The organism is Sphingomonas sp. BL2 (assembly GCF_056680015.1).
This window is the reverse complement of record NZ_CM155261.1, coordinates 2,465,613-2,483,743: the sequence shown is the minus strand read 5'-3', so window position 1 is coordinate 2,483,743 and position 18,131 is coordinate 2,465,613. Positions and strand designations below refer to the sequence as shown.

Annotated in this window: 18 protein-coding genes and 1 tRNA gene; 14 read left to right on the top strand and 5 right to left on the bottom strand. The window is 64.9% G+C overall.

What is annotated here, in order from left to right:
* Positions 1 to 122: 122 nt before the first annotated feature.
* Positions 123 to 755 (bottom strand): S24 family peptidase, encoded by a 633-nt coding sequence (locus AC1ME3_RS11580; RefSeq protein WP_480953272.1) that lies wholly within the window; start codon positions 753 to 755, stop codon positions 123 to 125.
* A 115-nt stretch (positions 756 to 870) separates the two neighbouring features.
* Between AC1ME3_RS11580 and AC1ME3_RS11575 the strand changes: the two genes are divergently transcribed.
* From AC1ME3_RS11575 to AC1ME3_RS11555, 5 genes are all read left to right on the top strand, one after another.
* Entirely contained in the window at positions 871 to 1,047 is a 177-nt protein-coding gene (locus tag AC1ME3_RS11575) for a hypothetical protein (RefSeq protein WP_165895153.1), read from the top strand.
* A gap of 2 nt (positions 1,048 to 1,049) precedes the next feature.
* Positions 1,050 to 1,370: a hypothetical protein gene (locus tag AC1ME3_RS11570; RefSeq protein WP_480953271.1), complete on the top strand. Its 321-nt coding sequence runs from the start codon at positions 1,050 to 1,052 to the stop codon at positions 1,368 to 1,370.
* A 67-nt stretch (positions 1,371 to 1,437) separates the two neighbouring features.
* Positions 1,438 to 2,622, top strand: coding sequence for an acyl-CoA dehydrogenase (locus AC1ME3_RS11565; protein WP_480953270.1), 1,185 nt, complete (start codon positions 1,438 to 1,440; stop codon positions 2,620 to 2,622).
* Positions 2,623 to 2,688: 66 nt separating this feature from the next.
* Entirely contained in the window at positions 2,689 to 3,525 is an 837-nt protein-coding gene (locus tag AC1ME3_RS11560) for a DUF4253 domain-containing protein (RefSeq protein WP_480953269.1), read from the top strand.
* A gap of 16 nt (positions 3,526 to 3,541) precedes the next feature.
* Positions 3,542 to 4,681, top strand: coding sequence for a CaiB/BaiF CoA transferase family protein (locus AC1ME3_RS11555; RefSeq protein WP_480953268.1), 1,140 nt, complete (start codon positions 3,542 to 3,544; stop codon positions 4,679 to 4,681).
* An 80-nt stretch (positions 4,682 to 4,761) separates the two neighbouring features.
* Here AC1ME3_RS11555 and AC1ME3_RS11550 read toward each other — a convergent pair whose 3' ends face one another.
* The gene (locus tag AC1ME3_RS11550) at positions 4,762 to 6,057 is read right to left on the bottom strand and encodes a sugar MFS transporter (RefSeq protein WP_480953267.1); all 1,296 of its coding nucleotides are present in this window, start codon (positions 6,055 to 6,057) and stop codon (positions 4,762 to 4,764) included.
* Positions 6,058 to 6,165: 108 nt separating this feature from the next.
* On the opposite strand from AC1ME3_RS11550, the gene AC1ME3_RS11545 reads away from it, so the two are divergent.
* From AC1ME3_RS11545 to AC1ME3_RS11520, 6 genes are all read left to right on the top strand, one after another.
* The gene (locus AC1ME3_RS11545) at positions 6,166 to 6,711 is read left to right on the top strand and encodes a (2Fe-2S)-binding protein (protein WP_480955819.1); all 546 of its coding nucleotides are present in this window, start codon (positions 6,166 to 6,168) and stop codon (positions 6,709 to 6,711) included.
* Between the two features lie 412 nt (positions 6,712 to 7,123).
* The gene (locus AC1ME3_RS11540; protein ID WP_480953266.1) at positions 7,124 to 8,113 is read left to right on the top strand and encodes an RcnB family protein; all 990 of its coding nucleotides are present in this window, start codon (positions 7,124 to 7,126) and stop codon (positions 8,111 to 8,113) included.
* Positions 8,114 to 8,229: 116 nt separating this feature from the next.
* Entirely contained in the window at positions 8,230 to 8,913 is a 684-nt protein-coding gene (locus AC1ME3_RS11535; protein WP_480953265.1) for a prolyl hydroxylase family protein, read from the top strand.
* Positions 8,914 to 9,017: 104 nt separating this feature from the next.
* Positions 9,018 to 10,781, top strand: coding sequence for a single-stranded-DNA-specific exonuclease RecJ (gene recJ / locus AC1ME3_RS11530; protein WP_480953264.1), 1,764 nt, complete (start codon positions 9,018 to 9,020; stop codon positions 10,779 to 10,781).
* Between the two features lie 47 nt (positions 10,782 to 10,828).
* Positions 10,829 to 10,903: transfer RNA gene (locus AC1ME3_RS11525), tRNA-Glu, on the top strand.
* A gap of 364 nt (positions 10,904 to 11,267) precedes the next feature.
* Positions 11,268 to 11,759 carry a DedA family protein gene (locus tag AC1ME3_RS11520; RefSeq protein WP_480953263.1) on the top strand — a complete coding sequence of 164 codons (492 nt, stop codon included), beginning with the start codon at positions 11,268 to 11,270 and terminating at the stop codon, positions 11,757 to 11,759.
* A 75-nt stretch (positions 11,760 to 11,834) separates the two neighbouring features.
* Here AC1ME3_RS11520 and AC1ME3_RS11515 read toward each other — a convergent pair whose 3' ends face one another.
* On the bottom strand, positions 11,835 to 13,265 hold the full coding sequence (locus AC1ME3_RS11515) for a glycosyltransferase family 2 protein (RefSeq protein ID WP_480953262.1): 1,431 nt from the start codon (positions 13,263 to 13,265) through the stop codon (positions 11,835 to 11,837).
* Between the two features lie 94 nt (positions 13,266 to 13,359).
* Between AC1ME3_RS11515 and AC1ME3_RS11510 the strand changes: the two genes are divergently transcribed.
* The gene (locus tag AC1ME3_RS11510) at positions 13,360 to 13,929 is read left to right on the top strand and encodes a cytochrome b (protein ID WP_480953261.1); all 570 of its coding nucleotides are present in this window, start codon (positions 13,360 to 13,362) and stop codon (positions 13,927 to 13,929) included.
* Between the two features lie 45 nt (positions 13,930 to 13,974).
* Here the strand turns inward: AC1ME3_RS11510 and AC1ME3_RS11505 are convergent, their stop codons facing one another.
* The gene (locus tag AC1ME3_RS11505; protein WP_480953260.1) at positions 13,975 to 15,342 is read right to left on the bottom strand and encodes an ATP-binding protein; all 1,368 of its coding nucleotides are present in this window, start codon (positions 15,340 to 15,342) and stop codon (positions 13,975 to 13,977) included.
* Positions 15,343 to 15,355: 13 nt separating this feature from the next.
* Positions 15,356 to 16,054 (bottom strand): response regulator, encoded by a 699-nt coding sequence (locus tag AC1ME3_RS11500; protein WP_480953259.1) that lies wholly within the window; start codon positions 16,052 to 16,054, stop codon positions 15,356 to 15,358.
* Positions 16,055 to 16,342: 288 nt separating this feature from the next.
* On the opposite strand from AC1ME3_RS11500, the gene AC1ME3_RS11495 reads away from it, so the two are divergent.
* Both AC1ME3_RS11495 and AC1ME3_RS11490 read left to right on the top strand, forming a co-directional pair.
* Positions 16,343 to 16,786, top strand: coding sequence for a hypothetical protein (locus tag AC1ME3_RS11495; RefSeq protein WP_480953258.1), 444 nt, complete (start codon positions 16,343 to 16,345; stop codon positions 16,784 to 16,786).
* A gap of 84 nt (positions 16,787 to 16,870) precedes the next feature.
* Positions 16,871 to 17,767 carry a BPSS1187 family protein gene (locus AC1ME3_RS11490; protein ID WP_480953257.1) on the top strand — a complete coding sequence of 299 codons (897 nt, stop codon included), beginning with the start codon at positions 16,871 to 16,873 and terminating at the stop codon, positions 17,765 to 17,767.
* The last annotated feature ends 364 nt before the right edge of the window (positions 17,768 to 18,131 follow it).

The following is an 18,131-nucleotide window of genomic DNA, read 5'->3' as shown; positions in this document are numbered from 1 at the left end:
AGCAAGCGTCAGCCTGACGGAGGGGGCGGCATGAGATACGGTCCGTGCCGTGCCCTCCCCCTCCGTCACCTTCGGTGCCACCTCCCCCTAGCGGGGGAGTATCAGAGCATCGACCGTCATCCTTATCGCGGCTCGCGCATTTGCCAGACTACGCGGCCGATGACGGCGATCGCTCCGTCCGGCACAGCCACCGCATCCGGGTTATCGCTCGTCGCCACCAGCGCACCGCGTACCAAGGCCACGCGCTTCACCATTACCGCGTCGTCGATCCGGATGACGTACACACCCCCCTTTGCACGCGGCGTACGGTCGGCGGTGTCGACCACGATGTGATCGCCGTCGAACAGTCCCGGCTCCATCGAGTTGCCGCGCACGCGGATGATCGCCGCCTGCCCGTCCCTTAGCCCGAGTTTCCGCGAGAGGCCGGGGTCGAGCATGTCGGTGCCGAGCACGATCTCGCCGTCGACCAGCGCGCCCGGCCCCGCCGACGCCGCGACGTCGAGCTTGCGGATGCGGAACCCTGCCGGCCGGTCGGCGGGCGCACCCAGCGTTGCCTCGCTCACCCCCAGATAGTCCGACAGCAATCGACGGTCGCGTTCGCCGAGCACTCTTGGCGATCCACGCCGGACATATTGCTGAAGATAGGCCGCGTTGCGCCCCAGCATCGCCGACAGCGCCGCCAGACTGTCGCCACGCGCGGCGGCCAGCGTTGCCAGCGCGGTTCTTGGATCGGGATCGGACACGGTTCTAGCCACGCCCGAACCGTAGCGTAGGAATTTTCCTAGACAAGTAGGATTTGCCGGAACAGATCAAGAACACAGGCAGGGACCCGGGCCAGGGACTCGGGGCCAGGAACAGGAAGGAGCGACCATGTCCGTTCTCATCAAGATCGACCGATATCTGCGGCAGACCGGCATGCCGACGTCGAAGTTCGGCCGGTTGGCGGTCGGCGATCCGCGGTTGGTCCACGATCTCCGACTCGGTCGCCAGCCGCGCGCGCCGATGGTGGCGCGGATCGAAACCTTCATAGAACGGCACGGGTCGTGAGGATGGACGCGATCCGTGGCCCCGATGCGGGCACGCTGCTGATCCGCGCGCTCCGCAGCCATGCGGGGGCGGCAGGCCTGACGATGCACGTCGAGTCGATCGCGTGCACGCCGTGGGCGAGCGCGACCTTCGTCGGCACGCTGCACCGGCTGACGATCGCGGCGATGCCCGTACCCTGTCTTCGAGACTGGATCGCGGGCCTGCCCGAGGCGGAGTTCGCGATGCGCGGGCATATCGTCGCCGATCTCGTGGTCGACCGTATCGCGACGATCGGCGAGCGCGAGCATGTGACGATCGCGGTCCTGACGCTGATCGACGCTTAAACGTGTCGTCAGGGGTGGACTTTCGCCGGCCGAACCACGAAGTCGGCGGTCAACGAAGGAGATTCATATGGCCGGGATGGGCAAGTTCGACTGGGCGGATCCGTTTTTGCTCGACGATCAGTTGAGCGAGGACGAGCGGATGATCCGTGACAGCGCGAAGGCCTATGCCGACGACAAGCTCGCGCCGCGGATCATCGACGCATTCCAGCACGAGCATACCGATCCCGCGATTTTCCGCGAGATGGGCGCGCTTGGGCTGCTCGGGCCGACCATCCCCGAGGAATATGGCGGCGTCGGTGCGTCCTATGTCGCGTACGGGCTGGTTGCGCGCGAGGTGGAGCGGATCGACTCGGGGTATCGCTCGATGATGTCGGTGCAGTCTAGCCTCGTGATGTACCCGATCAATGCGTTCGGGTCCGAAGAGCAGAAGCGCAAATACCTGCCCAAGCTCGCGACCGGCGAATGGATCGGCTGCTTTGGGCTGACCGAGCCGGATGCGGGGTCGGATCCCGGCGGGATGACGACGCGCGCGAAGAAGACGGAGAACGGCTATGTCATTTCGGGCGCGAAGACGTGGATCTCGAACTCGCCGATCGCCGATGTGTTCGTGATCTGGGCGAAGTCCGACGAACATGGCGGCGGCATCCGTGGTTTCATCCTCGAGCGCGGGATGAAGGGGCTGGAGACGCCCAAGATCGAGGGCAAGCTGTCGTTGCGTGCGTCGATCACGGGCATGGTGATGATGGACGAGGTCGAGGTCGGCGAGGACGCGTTGCTGCCCGACGTGCAGGGATTGAAGGGGCCGTTCGGCTGCCTCAATCGCGCGCGGTACGGGATTTCCTGGGGGGCGCTGGGCGCGGCAGAGTTCTGCTTCCATGCGGCGCGGCAGTACGGGCTGGACCGGAACCAGTTCGGGACGCCGCTTGCCGGGCGTCAGCTTTTCCAGAAGAAGCTGGCGGACATGGAGACCGAGATCGCGCTCGGGTTGCAGGCCTCGTTGCGCGTCGGGCGGCTGATGGACGAGGGCCGGTTCGCGCCGGAGATGGTCTCGATCGTGAAGCGCAACAACGTCGGCAAGGCGCTCGATATCGCGCGGATGTCTCGCGACATGCATGGCGGGAATGGGATTTCGGGGGAGTATCAGGTGATGCGTCACCTGATGAACCTGGAGACGGTCAACACGTACGAGGGCGCGCATGATGTTCACGCGCTGATCCTAGGGCGCGCGATCACGGGTATCGCCGCGTTCTAGGCGGTGTACGCGACCGGTCCGGTACGATAGACTTTGGACTGCGCATATGCGTGTCCAAGGGAGCCCATGGGACTGTTCGATCCGATCCGCCGGTGGTTTGCTGGCACTAATACGCAAGTATCGGTGCCGACGTCGGCGCCATTCGCGATTGACGGTCTGGCACCGTCGTCGGATGCTGTTCCGCAAACGTCATCGTTTCCGTATCCGCTGGTAACGGTCCACGGGCGGGAAGCCTTGGCGACCTGGTCGCGTCTTCGTAAAGACACTGCCAACTGGCCGGTGATCCTCGGCAACGACGACGATGTCGCGATCATCCGCGAAGGCATCGAGGTGATAGATGAACGTCGCCCGGACGAAATCCTGGCGATCGCCTCCACCTTGTCCTTTCCGGCATCGCTTGCCGCTCTTCGCGAGGCCGACGATCGGTACGCGCGGGAATGGATGCGTGACCATGGCCATGCCGAAGAGGACGAGGAACACTATGAGCCGCCGCTCGGCGACTGGCCGGTCAATGTCACGCCCATCGGGTTTACCGTGGCATCGGATAGCTTGACCGGGCAATTCCACGAGCGCGTTCACATCGCCGTAATACCGTGTTCGACCGGTTGGGAAGCAATGGCCTATTTGCGCTGGGGCAGTTGGAACGACAATCCTGCGGCCGAATACCATGTCGCAGCACTCAAGAACTGGAACGAGAGATTCGGTGCCGAACTGGTCGGATGCAGCCACGACGTGGTCAATCTGCACGTGGCGACGCGCCCGGCCACCCGCGAGGCGGCACTGGATCTCGCGCGGGAGCAGTATCTCTATTGCAGCGACCTGATCGATCAGGGTACCGAGACCCTCGCCGCTTTGGCCGGCGCGCTGATGGCGGACGACTGGTGGTATTTCTGGTGGGATTGAGCATCGGATGGCTGGCATGACGTCCACCCCCATCGCTGATTTGAAAGTCGTCGAGCTCGCGCGGATCCTTGCCGGGCCCTGGGCGGGACAGGTCCTCGCCGATCTCGGTGCCGACGTCGTCAAGATCGAAAGCCCGGCCGGTGACGACACGCGAACCTGGGGTCCGCCGTTTATCGACAACCCCGACGGCACGCGCGATGCGGCGTATTTCCATGCCGCCAACCGCGGTAAGCGGTCGGTCGTGGCTGACTTTACGACCGCTGAAGGCCAAGCGATCGTCCGCGACCTGATCGCCCACGCCGATGTCGTGATCGAGAACTTCAAGGTCGGCGGGCTCGTCAAATACGGGCTCGACTACGCCACGCTCGCCGCGATCAACCCGCGGCTGGTGTATTGCTCGATCACCGGGTTCGGGCAGGACGGGCCCTACGCGCCTCGTGCGGGCTACGACTTCATCGTCCAGGGGATGAGCGGGATCATGGACCTGACCGGCGAGCCCGATGGCGCGCCGCAGAAGATCGGCGTGGCGTTCGCCGACATCATGACCGGGCTGTATTCGGTGATCGCGATCCAGGCGGCGCTGGCGATGCGCGAGCGGACTGGCAGGGGGCAGCAGATCGACATGGCGTTGCTCGATACGATGACCGGCGTGCTGGCCAACCAGGCGATGAACTGGTTTGCGAGCGGCGTGTCGCCGACGCGGGTCGGGAATTCGCATATGAACGTGTGTCCGTATGCGGTGTTTCCGTGTGCCGATGGGTGGTTCATCCTGGCGGTCGGGAATGACGGGCAGTTCCGGCGGCTCTGTGACGCGATGAGTTTACCCGAGATGCGCGATGATCCACGGTTCGCGACCAATGCCGGGCGGTTGGCGTTCAAGGATGTGTTGTTCGCTGGGATCGAGGCGGCGACGTCTCTGGTGCCCAAGCTCGAGTTGCTGGCGCGGCTGGAGGCGGTCGGCGTGCCGGCCGGGCCGATCAATACGGTGGCGCAGGCGTTCGAGGATCCGCAGGTCGTCGCGCGGGGGATGGCGATCGACGTCGTGCGGCCGGATGGGTCTATGGTGCCGGGGCTGCGTACACCGATCCGGTTTTCGGATGCCGATCTCGCGACCGGGCGGGCGGCGCCGATGCTGCCGAAACCACCGTCATCCTGACGAAAGTCAGGATCCAGAGCCACGTGCGCTAGCGTTGTTGGCTCTGGATCCTGGGTCGAGCCCAGGATGACGGATGGGGCTTAGGCGGCGACCTCCGCCACCGGCTTCCGGGCATACAACCCATAAGCCAGGATCAGCGCGTAGCAGATCGCCGGGAGCAGCAGCGCGAAGTGCAGGCTGCCCGACTTGTCCGCCAGCATTCCCGTCAGATACGGGACGATAGCGCCGCCGACGATTGCGGTAGCGATCACGCCCGACCCTTCCGCCGCGCGCTTGCCGAGGCCTTCCGAGGCCAGCGAGAAGATCGTCGGGAACATCACCGCGTTCATCAGACCGATCGCCAGCAGCGCCCAGCCCGACAGCGCGCCCTCGGTGTTCGCCGAGATCAGGATCAGCGCCAGCGTGCCCGTCGCGACGCCCGCGAGCACCTTGCCCGGCGACACCTTGTTCAGCACGTATGCGCCGATGAACCGGCCGACCAGCGCGCCGCCCCAGTAGAACGGCACGTGCTTGCCCGCGGCGACGTCGCTCAGGCCCATCACGCTCGGCTGCATCAGGTAATTGACGATCAGCGAGCCGACCGCGACTTCGGCGCCGACGTACAGAAAAATGCACGCCGTCCCCATCGCGAAGCGCGGGCGCTTGAGCAGCGTGAATGCGTGGAAGATGCTGCCGGTCTGGTCCTGCTCCTCGTTGAGCCGGTTGCGACGGGTCCACACCACCGCGGCAACGATCAGCAGCGCGATCGCGAGGCCGATATAGGTGTGCACGACGGTCCGCGACGATTCCGTCCGGTACGCGTCGAGCGCGGCGCCGGTCAGCTTCGAGGAGTCGACCGTCGCCAGCCCGCCGAGGATCAGCGCGGAGCCGACATACGGGAAGATGGTCGTGCCGAGCGAATTGAACGCTTGGGCGAAGGTCAGCCGGCTCGACGCGGACTTGGGATGGCCAAGCGCCGAGATCAGGGGGTTGGCGACGACCTGCACCACGGTGATGCCGGCGCCGAGCACGAACAGTGCGAACAGGAACATGCCGAAGCTCGCCTGCCCTGCGGCGGGGATGAACAACAGGCAGCCCGCGGTCATCGTCACGAGGCCGATCGACGCGGTCCGCATGTAGCCGGCCTTCCGCACGATCGCGGCGGCGGGGATCGAGAACAGCGCATAGGCGAGGAAGAACGCCGACTGGACCAGCATCGCGGTCGCATGATCGAGCGTGAAGAGCTCCTTCATCTTCGGGATGATGATGTCGTTCAGCGAGGTGATGCCGCCGAAGATGAAGAACAGCGCGAACACGAACACGCGCAGATCGGGCGCGTCGTAGCCGTGGCTGGCATCGCCTCCGGCTGGGGCGGTTGATTTGGTATCGACGTGCATCTGTATTGCGCCCTCTCGCGATATTATTAACCTAGGACATAAACGCTGGCGGTGGCGCGTGGCAATGGCGCGTGGTGCGATCCGTCCCGGCGGGCTAGAATGAAGCGCATGAGCCGCTTCACCGTCAACAACGAGCCGATCGAATACAAGCTCGACAACGATACGCCGCTGCTGTGGGCGTTGCGCGATGCGTCGAACCTGACGGGGACCAAATATGGCTGCGGCACCGGGCAGTGCGGCGCGTGCACGGTCGATATCGATGGGCGCGCGATGCGCAGTTGCCGGGTGCCGATCGGGTCGATCGAGGGGGCGTACGTCACGACGATCGAAGGACTTTCGCGCGAACGCAATCATCCGGTGCAGCTGGCGTTTATCGCGGAAGCGGTGTCGCAATGTGGGTTCTGCATCCCCGGGATGATCATGGCGGCGGCGGCATTGCTGAAGCGCAATGCCGATCCGAGCGAGGCGCTGATCCGCGAGCAAATCACGAACCTGTGCCGGTGTGGGGTGTATCCGCGCGTGGTGGAGGCGGTGCAGCGTGCCGGGCGGGCGACGCGGGGCGAAGAGGTTATCCCGGCAGGACCGAGGCCGGGGATCGACCCGGCGGACTCCGCGCGGCTGGTGCCGGCGCTGGTGCCACCGCCGACGCGATAGGGCGTCCGTAAGATCAAAGAGCATGTTCTCCCGCAAAGGCGGGAGTCCAGTCTGGGCTCCCGCCTTCGCGGGAGAACAAGGAAGAGCGAGATGTGTGCGATGTGTCGGTCGCGCACCCAATCGCCGCCCGTAAAGATGCAGCCGCCAATGCTGCACCACCCCGGCGAAGGCCGGGGCCCAGTTGGAACGTCCAGCGTGATAGATCGCAGCCCGTCGTTACAGGCCCGCCCCAACTGGGCCCCGGCCTTCGCCGGGGAGGCGGCTACTATGCGATGCAGCTATCAACCGCCTACCCTGCACCTAAACCTGTCTGATCGCTGACGAACCCATTCAGCCTCTCCACACCCCGCAACGTCTAGACCCGACACATCATAGGAGCCGGCTCGTGCGCCGGCAGTCGAGGACGACGGCGATGACGGGCAAGTTTCTCAAACTCTTGATGGCGGCCTCCGCGTTGGTGCCGGCAACCATGATGGCATCGACCGCGACCGCGCAACAGTTCGACCAGGACCGCGGCGATCGTGGCCAGCGTCCCGATCGCGGCCAGCGTCAGGATCGCGGCGATCGGGGCTCACGTCCGGACGGGCAACCTTTCCAGCAGCAGCGCCCTGACCGCCCCGCCGCGCCCGATCAGGGCCAGCGCCCGCAACGCGCCGATCTCGGCACGCAACCGCAAGTCCGCGGAGACCGTCCCGATGGTCAAGGGCGTCCCGATTGGAACGGGCAGCGCGGCGGACAGCGCGGCGACGGACAGGCTTGGAACGGCCAGCGCGGCAACGGTCAGGGCTGGAACGGCCAGACCCGTCCCGACCCGCAGGCCGGCCAGAACCGCCCCGACTGGAATCGCGACCAGGGACGCCCCGGTTTCGATCGCGGCAATCAGCGGGCGGATCGCGGCCAGTTCGACCGCAACGGCGGACGCGGCGATTGGCGCAACGACGAGCGCAATGACAACCGGGGCGACAACCGCGGCGACTGGCGCAACGGCGGCCGCGATGGCTACCAGAACCGCCAAGCCAACCGCGCATATGGCAACGTCCAAGGCTATGGTCGCGGCGGCTACAACCAGGGCCATTACAACCGGGGCGGCGCATGGAACCGTGGCTGGCGTAACGACAACCGTTACGCCTGGAGCAACTACCGCGCGTCGAACCGCGGCGCGTACCGCCTCCCACGCTACTACGCGCCAAGCGGCTGGGGATCGGGCTATCGTCGCTTCGGCGTCGGCTTCTCGCTGAACAGCATCCTCTACAACCAGAATTACTGGATCCAGGACCCGTACACCTACCGCCTGCCCGAGGCGTACGGCCCGTATCGCTGGGTGCGCTATTACAACGACGCGTTGCTGGTCGATCTCGACAGCGGCCGGGTGGTCGACACGGTGTACGACATCTTCTGGTAAGCTCCAGCTTACCGTCACGCAGTAACAGGGGAGAGCCCCGCGGTGGTGAAGATCACCGCGGGGCTCTTGCGTTTACCCCTCTTGCCTTTCGGGGCGACTTCGCCAAATCCTGCGGCGTGGGTATCTTTTCAAAAGCCAAGAAGGTCGATCCGGCCGCGGCAGTCCGCCAGGCCTTCGGATCGCAGGTCGCCGCGCGCCTCGACGCCAATCCTGCGGTGCAGCGCATCGCGATGGACACGGTGCAGTTCTATTACCAGGACAAGTTCCTCGATCCCGCGACCTGCAAGCAGCTGATCGCGGTGATCGATTCGAAGCGACGGCCGTCGACGCTGCTGTCCGATCGCCCGAACAGCAATTTCCGGACCAGCGAGAGTTGCGACATGGATCGCTGGTCGCCGGACGTGCAGCCGACCGACGAGGCGATCGCGACCTTGCTCGGCATCGCCCTGCTCCACGGCGAGACAATGCAGGGCCAACGCTACGCCCCCGGCCAGCAATTCCGCGCGCACCATGATTATTTCCACGAGTCCGAGAGCTATTGGGCGAAGATGCAGGAGCAGGGCGGCCAGCGGACGTGGACCGCGATGGTGTTCCTGAACGACGTCCCCGAGGGCGGCGCGACCTGGTTCCCGCAGGCGGGCGTGAAGATCGCGCCGAAACGCGGCATGCTGCTCGCCTGGAACAACATGAACCTGGATGGGACGCCGAACGGGCTCACGCTGCACGAGGGTATGCCGGTGGTGGAGGGCGTGAAGTATATCGTGACGAAGTGGTTTCGCGAGCGTCCCTGGATGAAGTGAGGAGCTTGAGCCGAGCATCACGTCACCTGCCCGTCCCCGTTGCCAAGTCACAGTCGCACCCCCTCCCCGCTCGACAATCCCCCCACAGCCACTACGTCCAAGACATGACAGTCCTTGGCGTAACCTCATCCATCCTTGGCCAACCCTGGCGCTGGCGCGCACTCGCCGCCGATGGCCGGGACGGCTTTGGCGTCGGCGGCTCGGGCGACGACCTCGTCACCCAACTCCTCCTCGCCCGAGGCTGCCCCCGCGACGCGCTCGACGCGCACCGCACGCCGTCGATCCGCGCATTCATGCCCGATCCGTCGATCTTCCGCGACATGGACCGCGCCGCCGAGCGCCTCGCCGACGCCGTCCAAGCCGGCGAACAGGTCGCGATCTTCGGCGATTACGACGTCGACGGCGCCACCTCCGCCGCGCTGATGGTGCTCGTCCTGCGCGATCTCGGTCTCGAAGCCCGCCCCTACATCCCAGATCGCCTGTTGGAAGGCTATGGCCCGTCGGGCGAGGCGCTCGTTCGGCTGGCGAGCGAGGGCGCCACGCTGATCGTCACGGTCGACTGCGGCGCACAGGCGTTCGACGCGCTCGACGCCGCCCGCGACGTGAAGGTCGACGTGATCGTCATCGACCACCACAAATGCTCGACTGCGCTCCCGCACGCGCTCGCGCTGGTGAACCCCAACCGTCTCGATGAGGACGAAGGCGCCGCGCACGGCCACCTCGCCGCGGTCGGCATGTGCTTCCTCGCCGCCGCCGCGCTCGTCCGCACGCTCCGCGCGCGCGGCTTCTTCAAGGACCGCGCCGAGCCCAAACTGATCGACCTGCTCGACATCGTCGCGCTCGGCACCGTCGCCGACGTCGCCCAACTCCGCGGCCTCAACCGCGCGTTCGTCTCGCAGGGTCTGAAAGTCATGGGCGCGCGCAAGAATATCGGCGTCGCAGCGCTGATCGAGGCGTCGCGCCTAACCCGAAACCCGACCTGCACCGACCTAGGCTTCGCGCTCGGGCCGCGCATCAACGCCGGCGGCCGCGTCGGTCGCGCAGACCTCGGCGTCCGCCTGCTGACCACGCAAGACCCTGATGAAGCGCGCCAGATCGCCACCGAACTCGACCGCCTCAACGAAGAACGCCGCGCGATAGAAACCGCCGTGCAGGAAGCCGCCGACCTCCTCTCCAGCCGCGACCGTGCGGTCGCCGTCGTCGCCGGCCACGGCTGGCACCCCGGCGTGATCGGCATCGTCGCCGGTCGCCTCAAGGAGAAGCTAGGCCGCCCCGCAATCGTCATCGCGATCGACGAGAACGGCATCGGCAAGGGCTCGGGCCGCTCGATCCCCGGCGTAGACCTTGGCGCAGCGGTCATGGCCGCCCGCGAACACGGCATGCTGGTGGCGGGCGGAGGGCACGCGATGGCCGCCGGCCTGACGATCGCCGAAGCTGCGATCCCAGCCTTCATCGACTTCCTCGAAGAACGCCTTGCGGCCGCCGTCGAACGCTCGAACGGCGACCGAGCCCTGTTGCTCGATGCAGTCCTCGCGGCTGGCGGCGTCAACCCAGGCCTCGTCGAGTCGATGGAGGCCGGCGGCCCCTACGGCATGGGCTGGCCAGCCCCGCGCGTCGCGATGGGCCCGGTCCGCGTGATCAAGGCGGACGTGGTCGGCAACGGCCACGTCCGCACGATCGTCGCAGGCGACGACGGCCGCAGCGTCAAGGCGATGGCCTTCCGCGCCGCCGAAAGCGCACTGGGCCAAGCACTGCTGGGTGCCGCCCCTCACCGCAAGCTCTGGCTAGCCGGCCGCGCGAAGATCGACGACTGGTCCTCGCGGCCATCGGCGGAATTACACGTCGAAGACGCCGCCTGGGCCGATTGAGGGGTTGACGCATCGGCGGCTTCCTTTTAGGCGCCTCCAACCACGCAGGCCCCTTCGTCTAGCGGTTAGGACGCGGCCCTTTCACGGCTGAAGCACGGGTTCGATTCCCGTAGGGGTCACCATCTGTGCTTCAAGCACTTAGTGGTGAAGCAGATCGAATTGTCTCGCAGTCTTATCTTACAGTCGCTGCGGTAGTTTCTCATACGCTTTGGACTTTTGGCGTGGCGGTTGTCCGTCGCGGGCAGCACGTTTCTGCTAGCCAACCGGGCGCGAACCGGATCAAAAACACGTGGACACTTTAAGAGAAACCGGTCTCTTCCGCTCGACTTCCAGCCCACGCTTCTCGTGCTACGCCGTGTGAACACCGATATCCCGACAACCACTAGAATATCTGCCGCGCAAAAGCGACAGAGCCTTTACCCATACTATGCCGGGTTTCCGACACCTCTGCCCTGACGATGCGGCGACAGTTAGGCGTTAGTCGCGATGGGTTCGTTCGTCGCGCAGGGGGTGCTCGCATTCTGGCCCGTGATCTTTGCAGGTGCCTCTGGCGCGATCTTTGGTGACCAGATCGGCTATGCCTTTGGACGATACGGTGGCCTGCCGCTGCTCGCAGCGGTCACGAAGCGGATCGGCGAGGCGGACAAGGTGGAGCAGGCCGAAGCCTATTCGCGCAAATGGGCAGGTTGGGGCATTTTCTTCAGCCGGTGGCTGATTGGGCCGCTGGGGCCATGGACTAACGCCACCAGCGGACTGACCGAATATCCCTGGGTACGGCTCATCGTTCTCGACGTCGCGGGCGAAGTACTGTGGCTGCTGATCTACGTTTCGCTGGGTCGCGCCTTCAGCGACCAGGTTCAGACAATCGCAAGCCTGCTCGGCAATCTGACCTGGGTGATCGTCGGCTTGCTGGTCGCCGGGCTGCTCGGTTGGAAACTGTTTGGCCGTTCGACCGAAGTCTCGGATGATGCGGCATGATCGGGTCTGGCAGAGCAACGCTTCCCACTGAAACTCGTCCGTGGGCGTAGTCGTCGAACATCACCGGCTTCTCCGTCAAGCGCGCTGCTCAAGCGCGGTTCGGGTCTGTGCACTCCAAGTCTGACCGCCGCGCAGAAAGGCGTACCAGCCATAGATCGCGCCCGCGTGGCGCAGCAGTTGGAAGCTGAACGGTTCGGCGATCGCGGCGACGATCGCAGGGCCGAGATTCAAGCCCTCGCGCTGCCCGGTCCAGCGCTTGTAGATGCCGAGCGACCAGAGGTGAAAGCTGAGGTCGATCGCGATCTTGGCGATCATCACGAGCAGGATCGGCAAGGCGAGCGTGTATCGACCGGTGACGACGAGGCCGATCAGCACGGCGAAGGCAGCCAGACCGTAGATCGGCTGCACCGTGTCGAGCGCCTTCACCGGCAGCATCCGCGTACCCAGCCGCCCGTAGCGGGCGTTGCCGACCATGTCCCGGTTCCAGTGCTGCGTCTGCAGGAAGCCGCCGAACCAACGCTGGCGCTGCTTCAGGAAGGCGGAAATGCTGGCCGGCGCATCGGTTCGCGCCAACGCACCACCGACGACCCGCACCGTCCAGTGCAGCCCGGCATCGTGGGCGTGCCGGTGCAGCCGGTGGATCAGCTCGTAATCCTCGACCATGCAATCGGGATCGAAACCGCCGACCGTCAGCACCGCGTCGCGCCGGAACGCCGCGAAGGCGCCCGATATCAGCAACAGCCCGTCGATCCGCATCCATGCATCGCGCGACAGGAAGTTGCGGACATATTCGTAGGACTGGAACCACTCGAATATCCGACCGCTCAGGTTTGGACCGCAGATCGGTGCCAGCACCCCGGTGGCCGCCACCAGCTCTGGCTCCGCTGCAAAGGCAGCACGCATCGCCGCGATCGAGCCGGGCTCGATCAACGTGTCAGCATCGACGGTCAGCACCACGTCCGTCGCGATCCGCTCAAGCGCGGTATTGAGCGCGCGCGCCTTGCCGGCGTGCGGCAGGCGGAGCCACTGAAGCCGCGTGTGCCCAATCTCGATCTCGACGAGCCCCCCGATTGGTGGCGTCGGTAACGCATAGCCCGCTGCCATGGCGGACGGCGTATCGTCGCTCGATCCGTCGTCGGCGATCAGGATCGCCTCGGGTGGCTGGTCCTGGGCAAGCAGCCGGTCGATCGCCAGACGAATCACGCCTGCCTCGTTATGTGCGGCGACGATCACGCCGAAGCTTGGTTGCACGCCGCTTGGGGCCGGCGTCGCAGTCTTCGCCAGGTTACGGATCTGCCAGGCCGTGAACACGAGCAGCGCCGTATCGTACAGGATGTACGCGATCCCCACCGACCATATGGCAAGCCCCTGGCGCAGAAATGCCTGCGCGATCAGCACGACGAACACCAGCGGGGCGGCCAAGTTGATCAGCCGGCTGGCCAATGGGATCGGCCGTGGCGACAGACGCGGCGACTGTGCGGTAAAGATAGCCGAGAGGGATTGCATCGACCAACGCCTAACGCCGGCTCGATGAACGCGCTATTGCAGAGTGCGTCGATGATCGGGAATCGGCGCGAGGTGGTGGAGCGGATTGCAGCGGATGAATACCAAATACACGGGCGTCGCCATCGCCTTCCACTGGCTGGTCGCGGTGGGGATCGTCATTAACGTGACCCTGCCCTGGCTCTGGCCACATCTTGCCGACGACCGCGTGCGCCCCGCGATCGACCTGCACAAGTCGATCGGGATCACCATCCTCGGCCTAGCGATCATGCGCCTGCTCTGGCGGCTGACGCATCGGCCTCCCAAGATTCCCAGCGGCTATCAGAAATGGGAGATCGGCGCGGCTCATGTGACCCACTGGCTGCTGTACGCGCTGATCTTTGCGATGCCGCTGACGGGCTGGATCATGGACTCGGCGTACAAGGATGCGGCGACCCACCCGATGTTCCTGTTCGGACTGTTCGAATGGCCGCGGATCGGCACGATATTGACCCTGCCGCCCGCCACGCGCGACGCCGTCCACGATGGTTTCGGCGCCTCGCACGTTTACCTATCCTACCTGCTCTATACGCTGGTCGCGCTTCACATCGGCGGCGCGCTAAAGCATGAATGGATCGATCGACACCGCGAACTGCGCCGCATGATGCCAGCTTGGCGACGACACTGAGGGGAGCGAGTCCGTTTGGCAACTGCCGGGCTTGGTCACCCGACATCAGTGATTTTTTCGGTTGTCACAGTCGCGCGGCGCCCGATCGCTATCCAACTGCACCGCAACCTTCGCCCCACCCAATTTGGAATCGGAGATCGTCAGCAAGCCGCCGTGAGCACGCATGATCTGCTGAACGATCGCCAATCCCAGCCCGGATCCTGCAAGTCGGCGGTGCTGAGGATCGTCCCCCCGATGATAAGGCGCGAGGACTGCAGAGCGCTGATCCAGCGGTATTCCAGGGCCATTGTCCTCCACTGACAGGTGGACCGCATGACCGCTTTGCCTAACAGACAGGTGTATTCGGCCGCGGCCGTATTTGCGGGCATTGTCGAGAAGATTGGCGATCACGCGGCGCAACGCGTGGGCATCCCCGAGGCAGGGTGCATCATGCAGGTCCGTCGTTATTTCGGGGGCGGCATCGCGTATTTCCCGTTCGATCACCTCTGCGGCTGCCAGGTCGGCCAGGTCCACATGGTCGCGAACGCTGCCGGTCGTGCCCCGCGCAAAGGCGAGCGCGTCGGCAAGCATGGCATCCATGCCATCCAGATCGGCTTCCAGCTTTGAGCGCGCCGGGTCGTCGAGCACCACGACCCGCAGGCGCATACGCGTGAGAAGCGTCCGGAGGTCGTGGGAGATGGCCCCGATCATCAAGGATCGCTCTCCCAGCAGGTCGATCACGCGTCGTTGCATGGCGGTCACGGCTTGTGCCGTACGACGGATGTCAGCAGCGCCAACTAGCGTCGTGACGGTCGTTACGGCGGTTCCGTCGAAGCGTTCGGTCGCGCGTACGAGATCCCGGAGCGGCCGCGTCTCGCGTGCCGTCAGCCACAAGGCCAGCAGCACGACGATAACCGCGAGAACCCCCATCCATAGGCTGGCCGGCAGACCGAACAGGCGCGGTCGCTCCTGGTCCCCGGTTGCGTTGGTTGTCAGCACCAGCACGCTGCCGTCGGGCAGGCGAGCGATTGCGCGCGCCAGAAAGCCTTCGATCGGGCTGCCTCTGCGAATAGGCCGGTAGCGAGGATCGGTGTAAGCCATCACCGGTGTGGTGGTTCTCATGAACCCCTTCAGTTTTGCGGTGAGCTTCGGCGCGCGCTGCAACTTGCCAGGCGGCGGCGGGGTGGCCAGAATGACCGCGGATAGATCCGAGCCGTTGGCCGCCCGCAGCAGAATTAGGCGTGAGGGTGCATTCGGTCCGACCGCGAGGTCGATGAGCCCCGCCGCCTGCCGAACGCGGGGAAAGGTCGATGGACGCCGGGGCCGCAGTTCGTCGTGGACGAGAATGAGCGTCACGCTGGTGGCACCCAGGAGAAGCACGCTGCCGACAAGGATCAGCAGCAACCGTCCGAACAGGTCGAAACGCCCTGTCATCGCCACCTCGTCATCAACGGCGGGTCGAGGCGGCGAGAATGTAGCCGGCGTTGCGGACAGTGCGAATGAGTACCGCGACCTCGCTACCCGACTCCTCCAATCGACGGCGCAACCGGCTCACCTGCATATCGATTGTCCGGTCGAACATGTCGGCGGTACGGCCCCGGGTGGCATCCAGAAGCTGATCACGCGACAACACCCGTTGCGGCGCGCGTACGAAGCAGAGCAGCAGGTCATATTCGGACGCCGTCAACGCAACGTCACGTTCGTCCAGCATAACCCGCCGTGCATCCGGATCGATCGTCAGATCGGCAACCCTCAGCACATCGCCGTCCACCTGAGCACCGCCACGCCGCAGGACAGCGTTGATCCGCGACAGCAAGACACGGGGGTTGAACGGCTTGGATACATAATCGTCCGCACCGCCGTCGAGTCCCGCAACGCGATCGCCATCCTCGTCCCGTGCGGTGAGCATGATCACCGGTGGACCCTTACCGGCTGACAGGCGTCGGCACACGGACAGACCGTTCTCGCCGGGTAACATCCAGTCCAGCACCACCAGCGACACTTTGGTGTTCGCGAGCACGCTGTCGAGTGCCACGGCATCGGTTGCGGTCTCCACGACAAAGCCCTGTGCAGCTAGGTAGGCCGCGAGCAGTTCACGGATGTCGGCATCGTCCTCGCAGACGGCAACGATCGGACGATCGGGCATGTCTGACTGAAGACCAGCAACCGCCCGAAGGCAAGCCACGTGACAAAATGTTACATAAGTCGTTGATTTGTCATGCCTCGGATACAGACACGCTTCAAAACGCTGCATCGACTTCGGAGACGAGTGACCATGCCGGCAAGCGACATTCCAGCGGAACGGTACTGGAAAGGGGCGATGATACGAACGCCCCAAGATCCATCCCTGCGATACTACCGACGTGACTGCGCTCGGGATGTACCGCGTCGACGGGCTTCAACAAGGAAAGAGCGAATGATGAGAGCACGCGTTATGGCCATCGCATCGGTGACCGCCATCCTCGCTGTGCAAGCGGCAACCGCGCAATCTGGGGCCGATGTGACTGCGTTCGCTGGCCATTGGCAGGTGGCAGGCGTCGCGGTTGACGACGAGGGTGTGCAAGCCCTTAGCGACAACGATCCGAGTTTGATGGGCAAGCGCCTGACATTTTCCCGAACGCGTCTTGCCTGGGATCAGCCGCAGGCGACGCACGATGCTTGCTCGAACCCACAGTTCGTGCGGGTCGACAAACCAGCGCCGGCAGAGCTACGCGTGCAACTTCGCAAGCTCGGCATGCCGCGGCCGACGACTTTCGCAATCAAATGCCGATCCGGCAGCTGGGGCCCCGGTGACAACCCCGTGGTCTTCCGAGGCGCGGGCGGGGTGCTAGCCTTGCCCTGGTATGACGGTGGCATGCTCAAGCTGGTGCGCCGGTAAGGCATGGGCGCTTGTTGCTGGCTGGAGGGTCGAGAATCCCACCACCCACGATCCTCGACGATCATCGCAATCGGAGGTGTTAGCGTGAGAAAGCATTCTTCCCACAAGGTCGTTTCTGCGCTGGTCGTGATCCTGACAACGTCCAGCGCTTCGGCACAGAGCGATGTCGAGCGGATTTTGCCGTCGGCTGCGGACCCGCGCATCCAGCGGTTCAACGACCCGAACGTGGTCCTGAACGCAGGGCGGGCCACACGAGATGCGCCGTTGGTCGTGTTTCTACCGGGCACAAACGGTGGGCAATACGCGCCGATGCTGCTGATGAGGACGATTGCGGGCCAAGGGTACCGCGTCCTCTATCTGCCGTATAACAACACGCCCGCGGTGGCCCAAGTCTGTCCCCCGCGCCCCCCGCAATGTTCCGCGCGGTTCCGAACCGCACGTGTGTTCGGCGGGGCGGGACCGGTGTCGAATCCTCCTGCCGAAAGCGTCGTGTCGCGTCTGACCGCCGTGCTCCGCTATCTCGATCGCAAGCATCCCAAACTCGGATGGGCGGAGTATCTGAACGCGGGCGGCAGACCCTTATGGCCGAGGATCGTGGTGTCCGGACTGTCGCAGGGCGCGGGCATGGCGGCGTTCATCGCCAAGAGGTTTCCCGTGAACCGCGTCGTGTTGTTCTCGAGCCCGTGGGATGAGTTTGGCCCCCGGCGGCAACCCGCGCCATGGTTGTTCGAACGATCGGCAACACCGCCGGGGCGTTGGTGGGCCGAACGCCACGCGCGCGAAAATACCACCGAACTCCTCGCGCACGCCTACACCGCGCTCCGTATCCCTCGAGATCACCAGTTTGTGTTCGATGGCGAACTGCCCCCAGCTGCGCAGGGCGACAATCCTTATCACGCGTCTACCGTCTACTCGCCTGCCTATGCTTCCCAGTGGCGAGCGATGTTTGGCGAAGTCAGCGGACGTCGGGGGCAGCCGTGATTGTGAACGGACGGCACGCGTTCCAACCTGTAGACGCCAAATGCATCGCCGCTTGCCGTCAGAGTGGCGCCATCTCAAAATCGCGAGATTATGGTGACGACGTTGTGATACCGGCCGTTTCGACTGAACCGAACACGGCGCCAGCCGTGCCCTTGAAGTAAAGGAAAGTTCACGGACAAACGAGCCATAAGTCGCCGTTCAGGCGGCTCTGACCGCTTCCCGAAACCTGCCGTTAGTTCAGGTGATCACATCAACCAGTGAGGCTATCGAGGTGGGCCAATTGGCAGCTATGTCATGAGGCCGCAACGAAGCTGATCTAGGGGCTGTGCACTTCTATCGGAGCCGCCCAAGTGAACAGCTTATC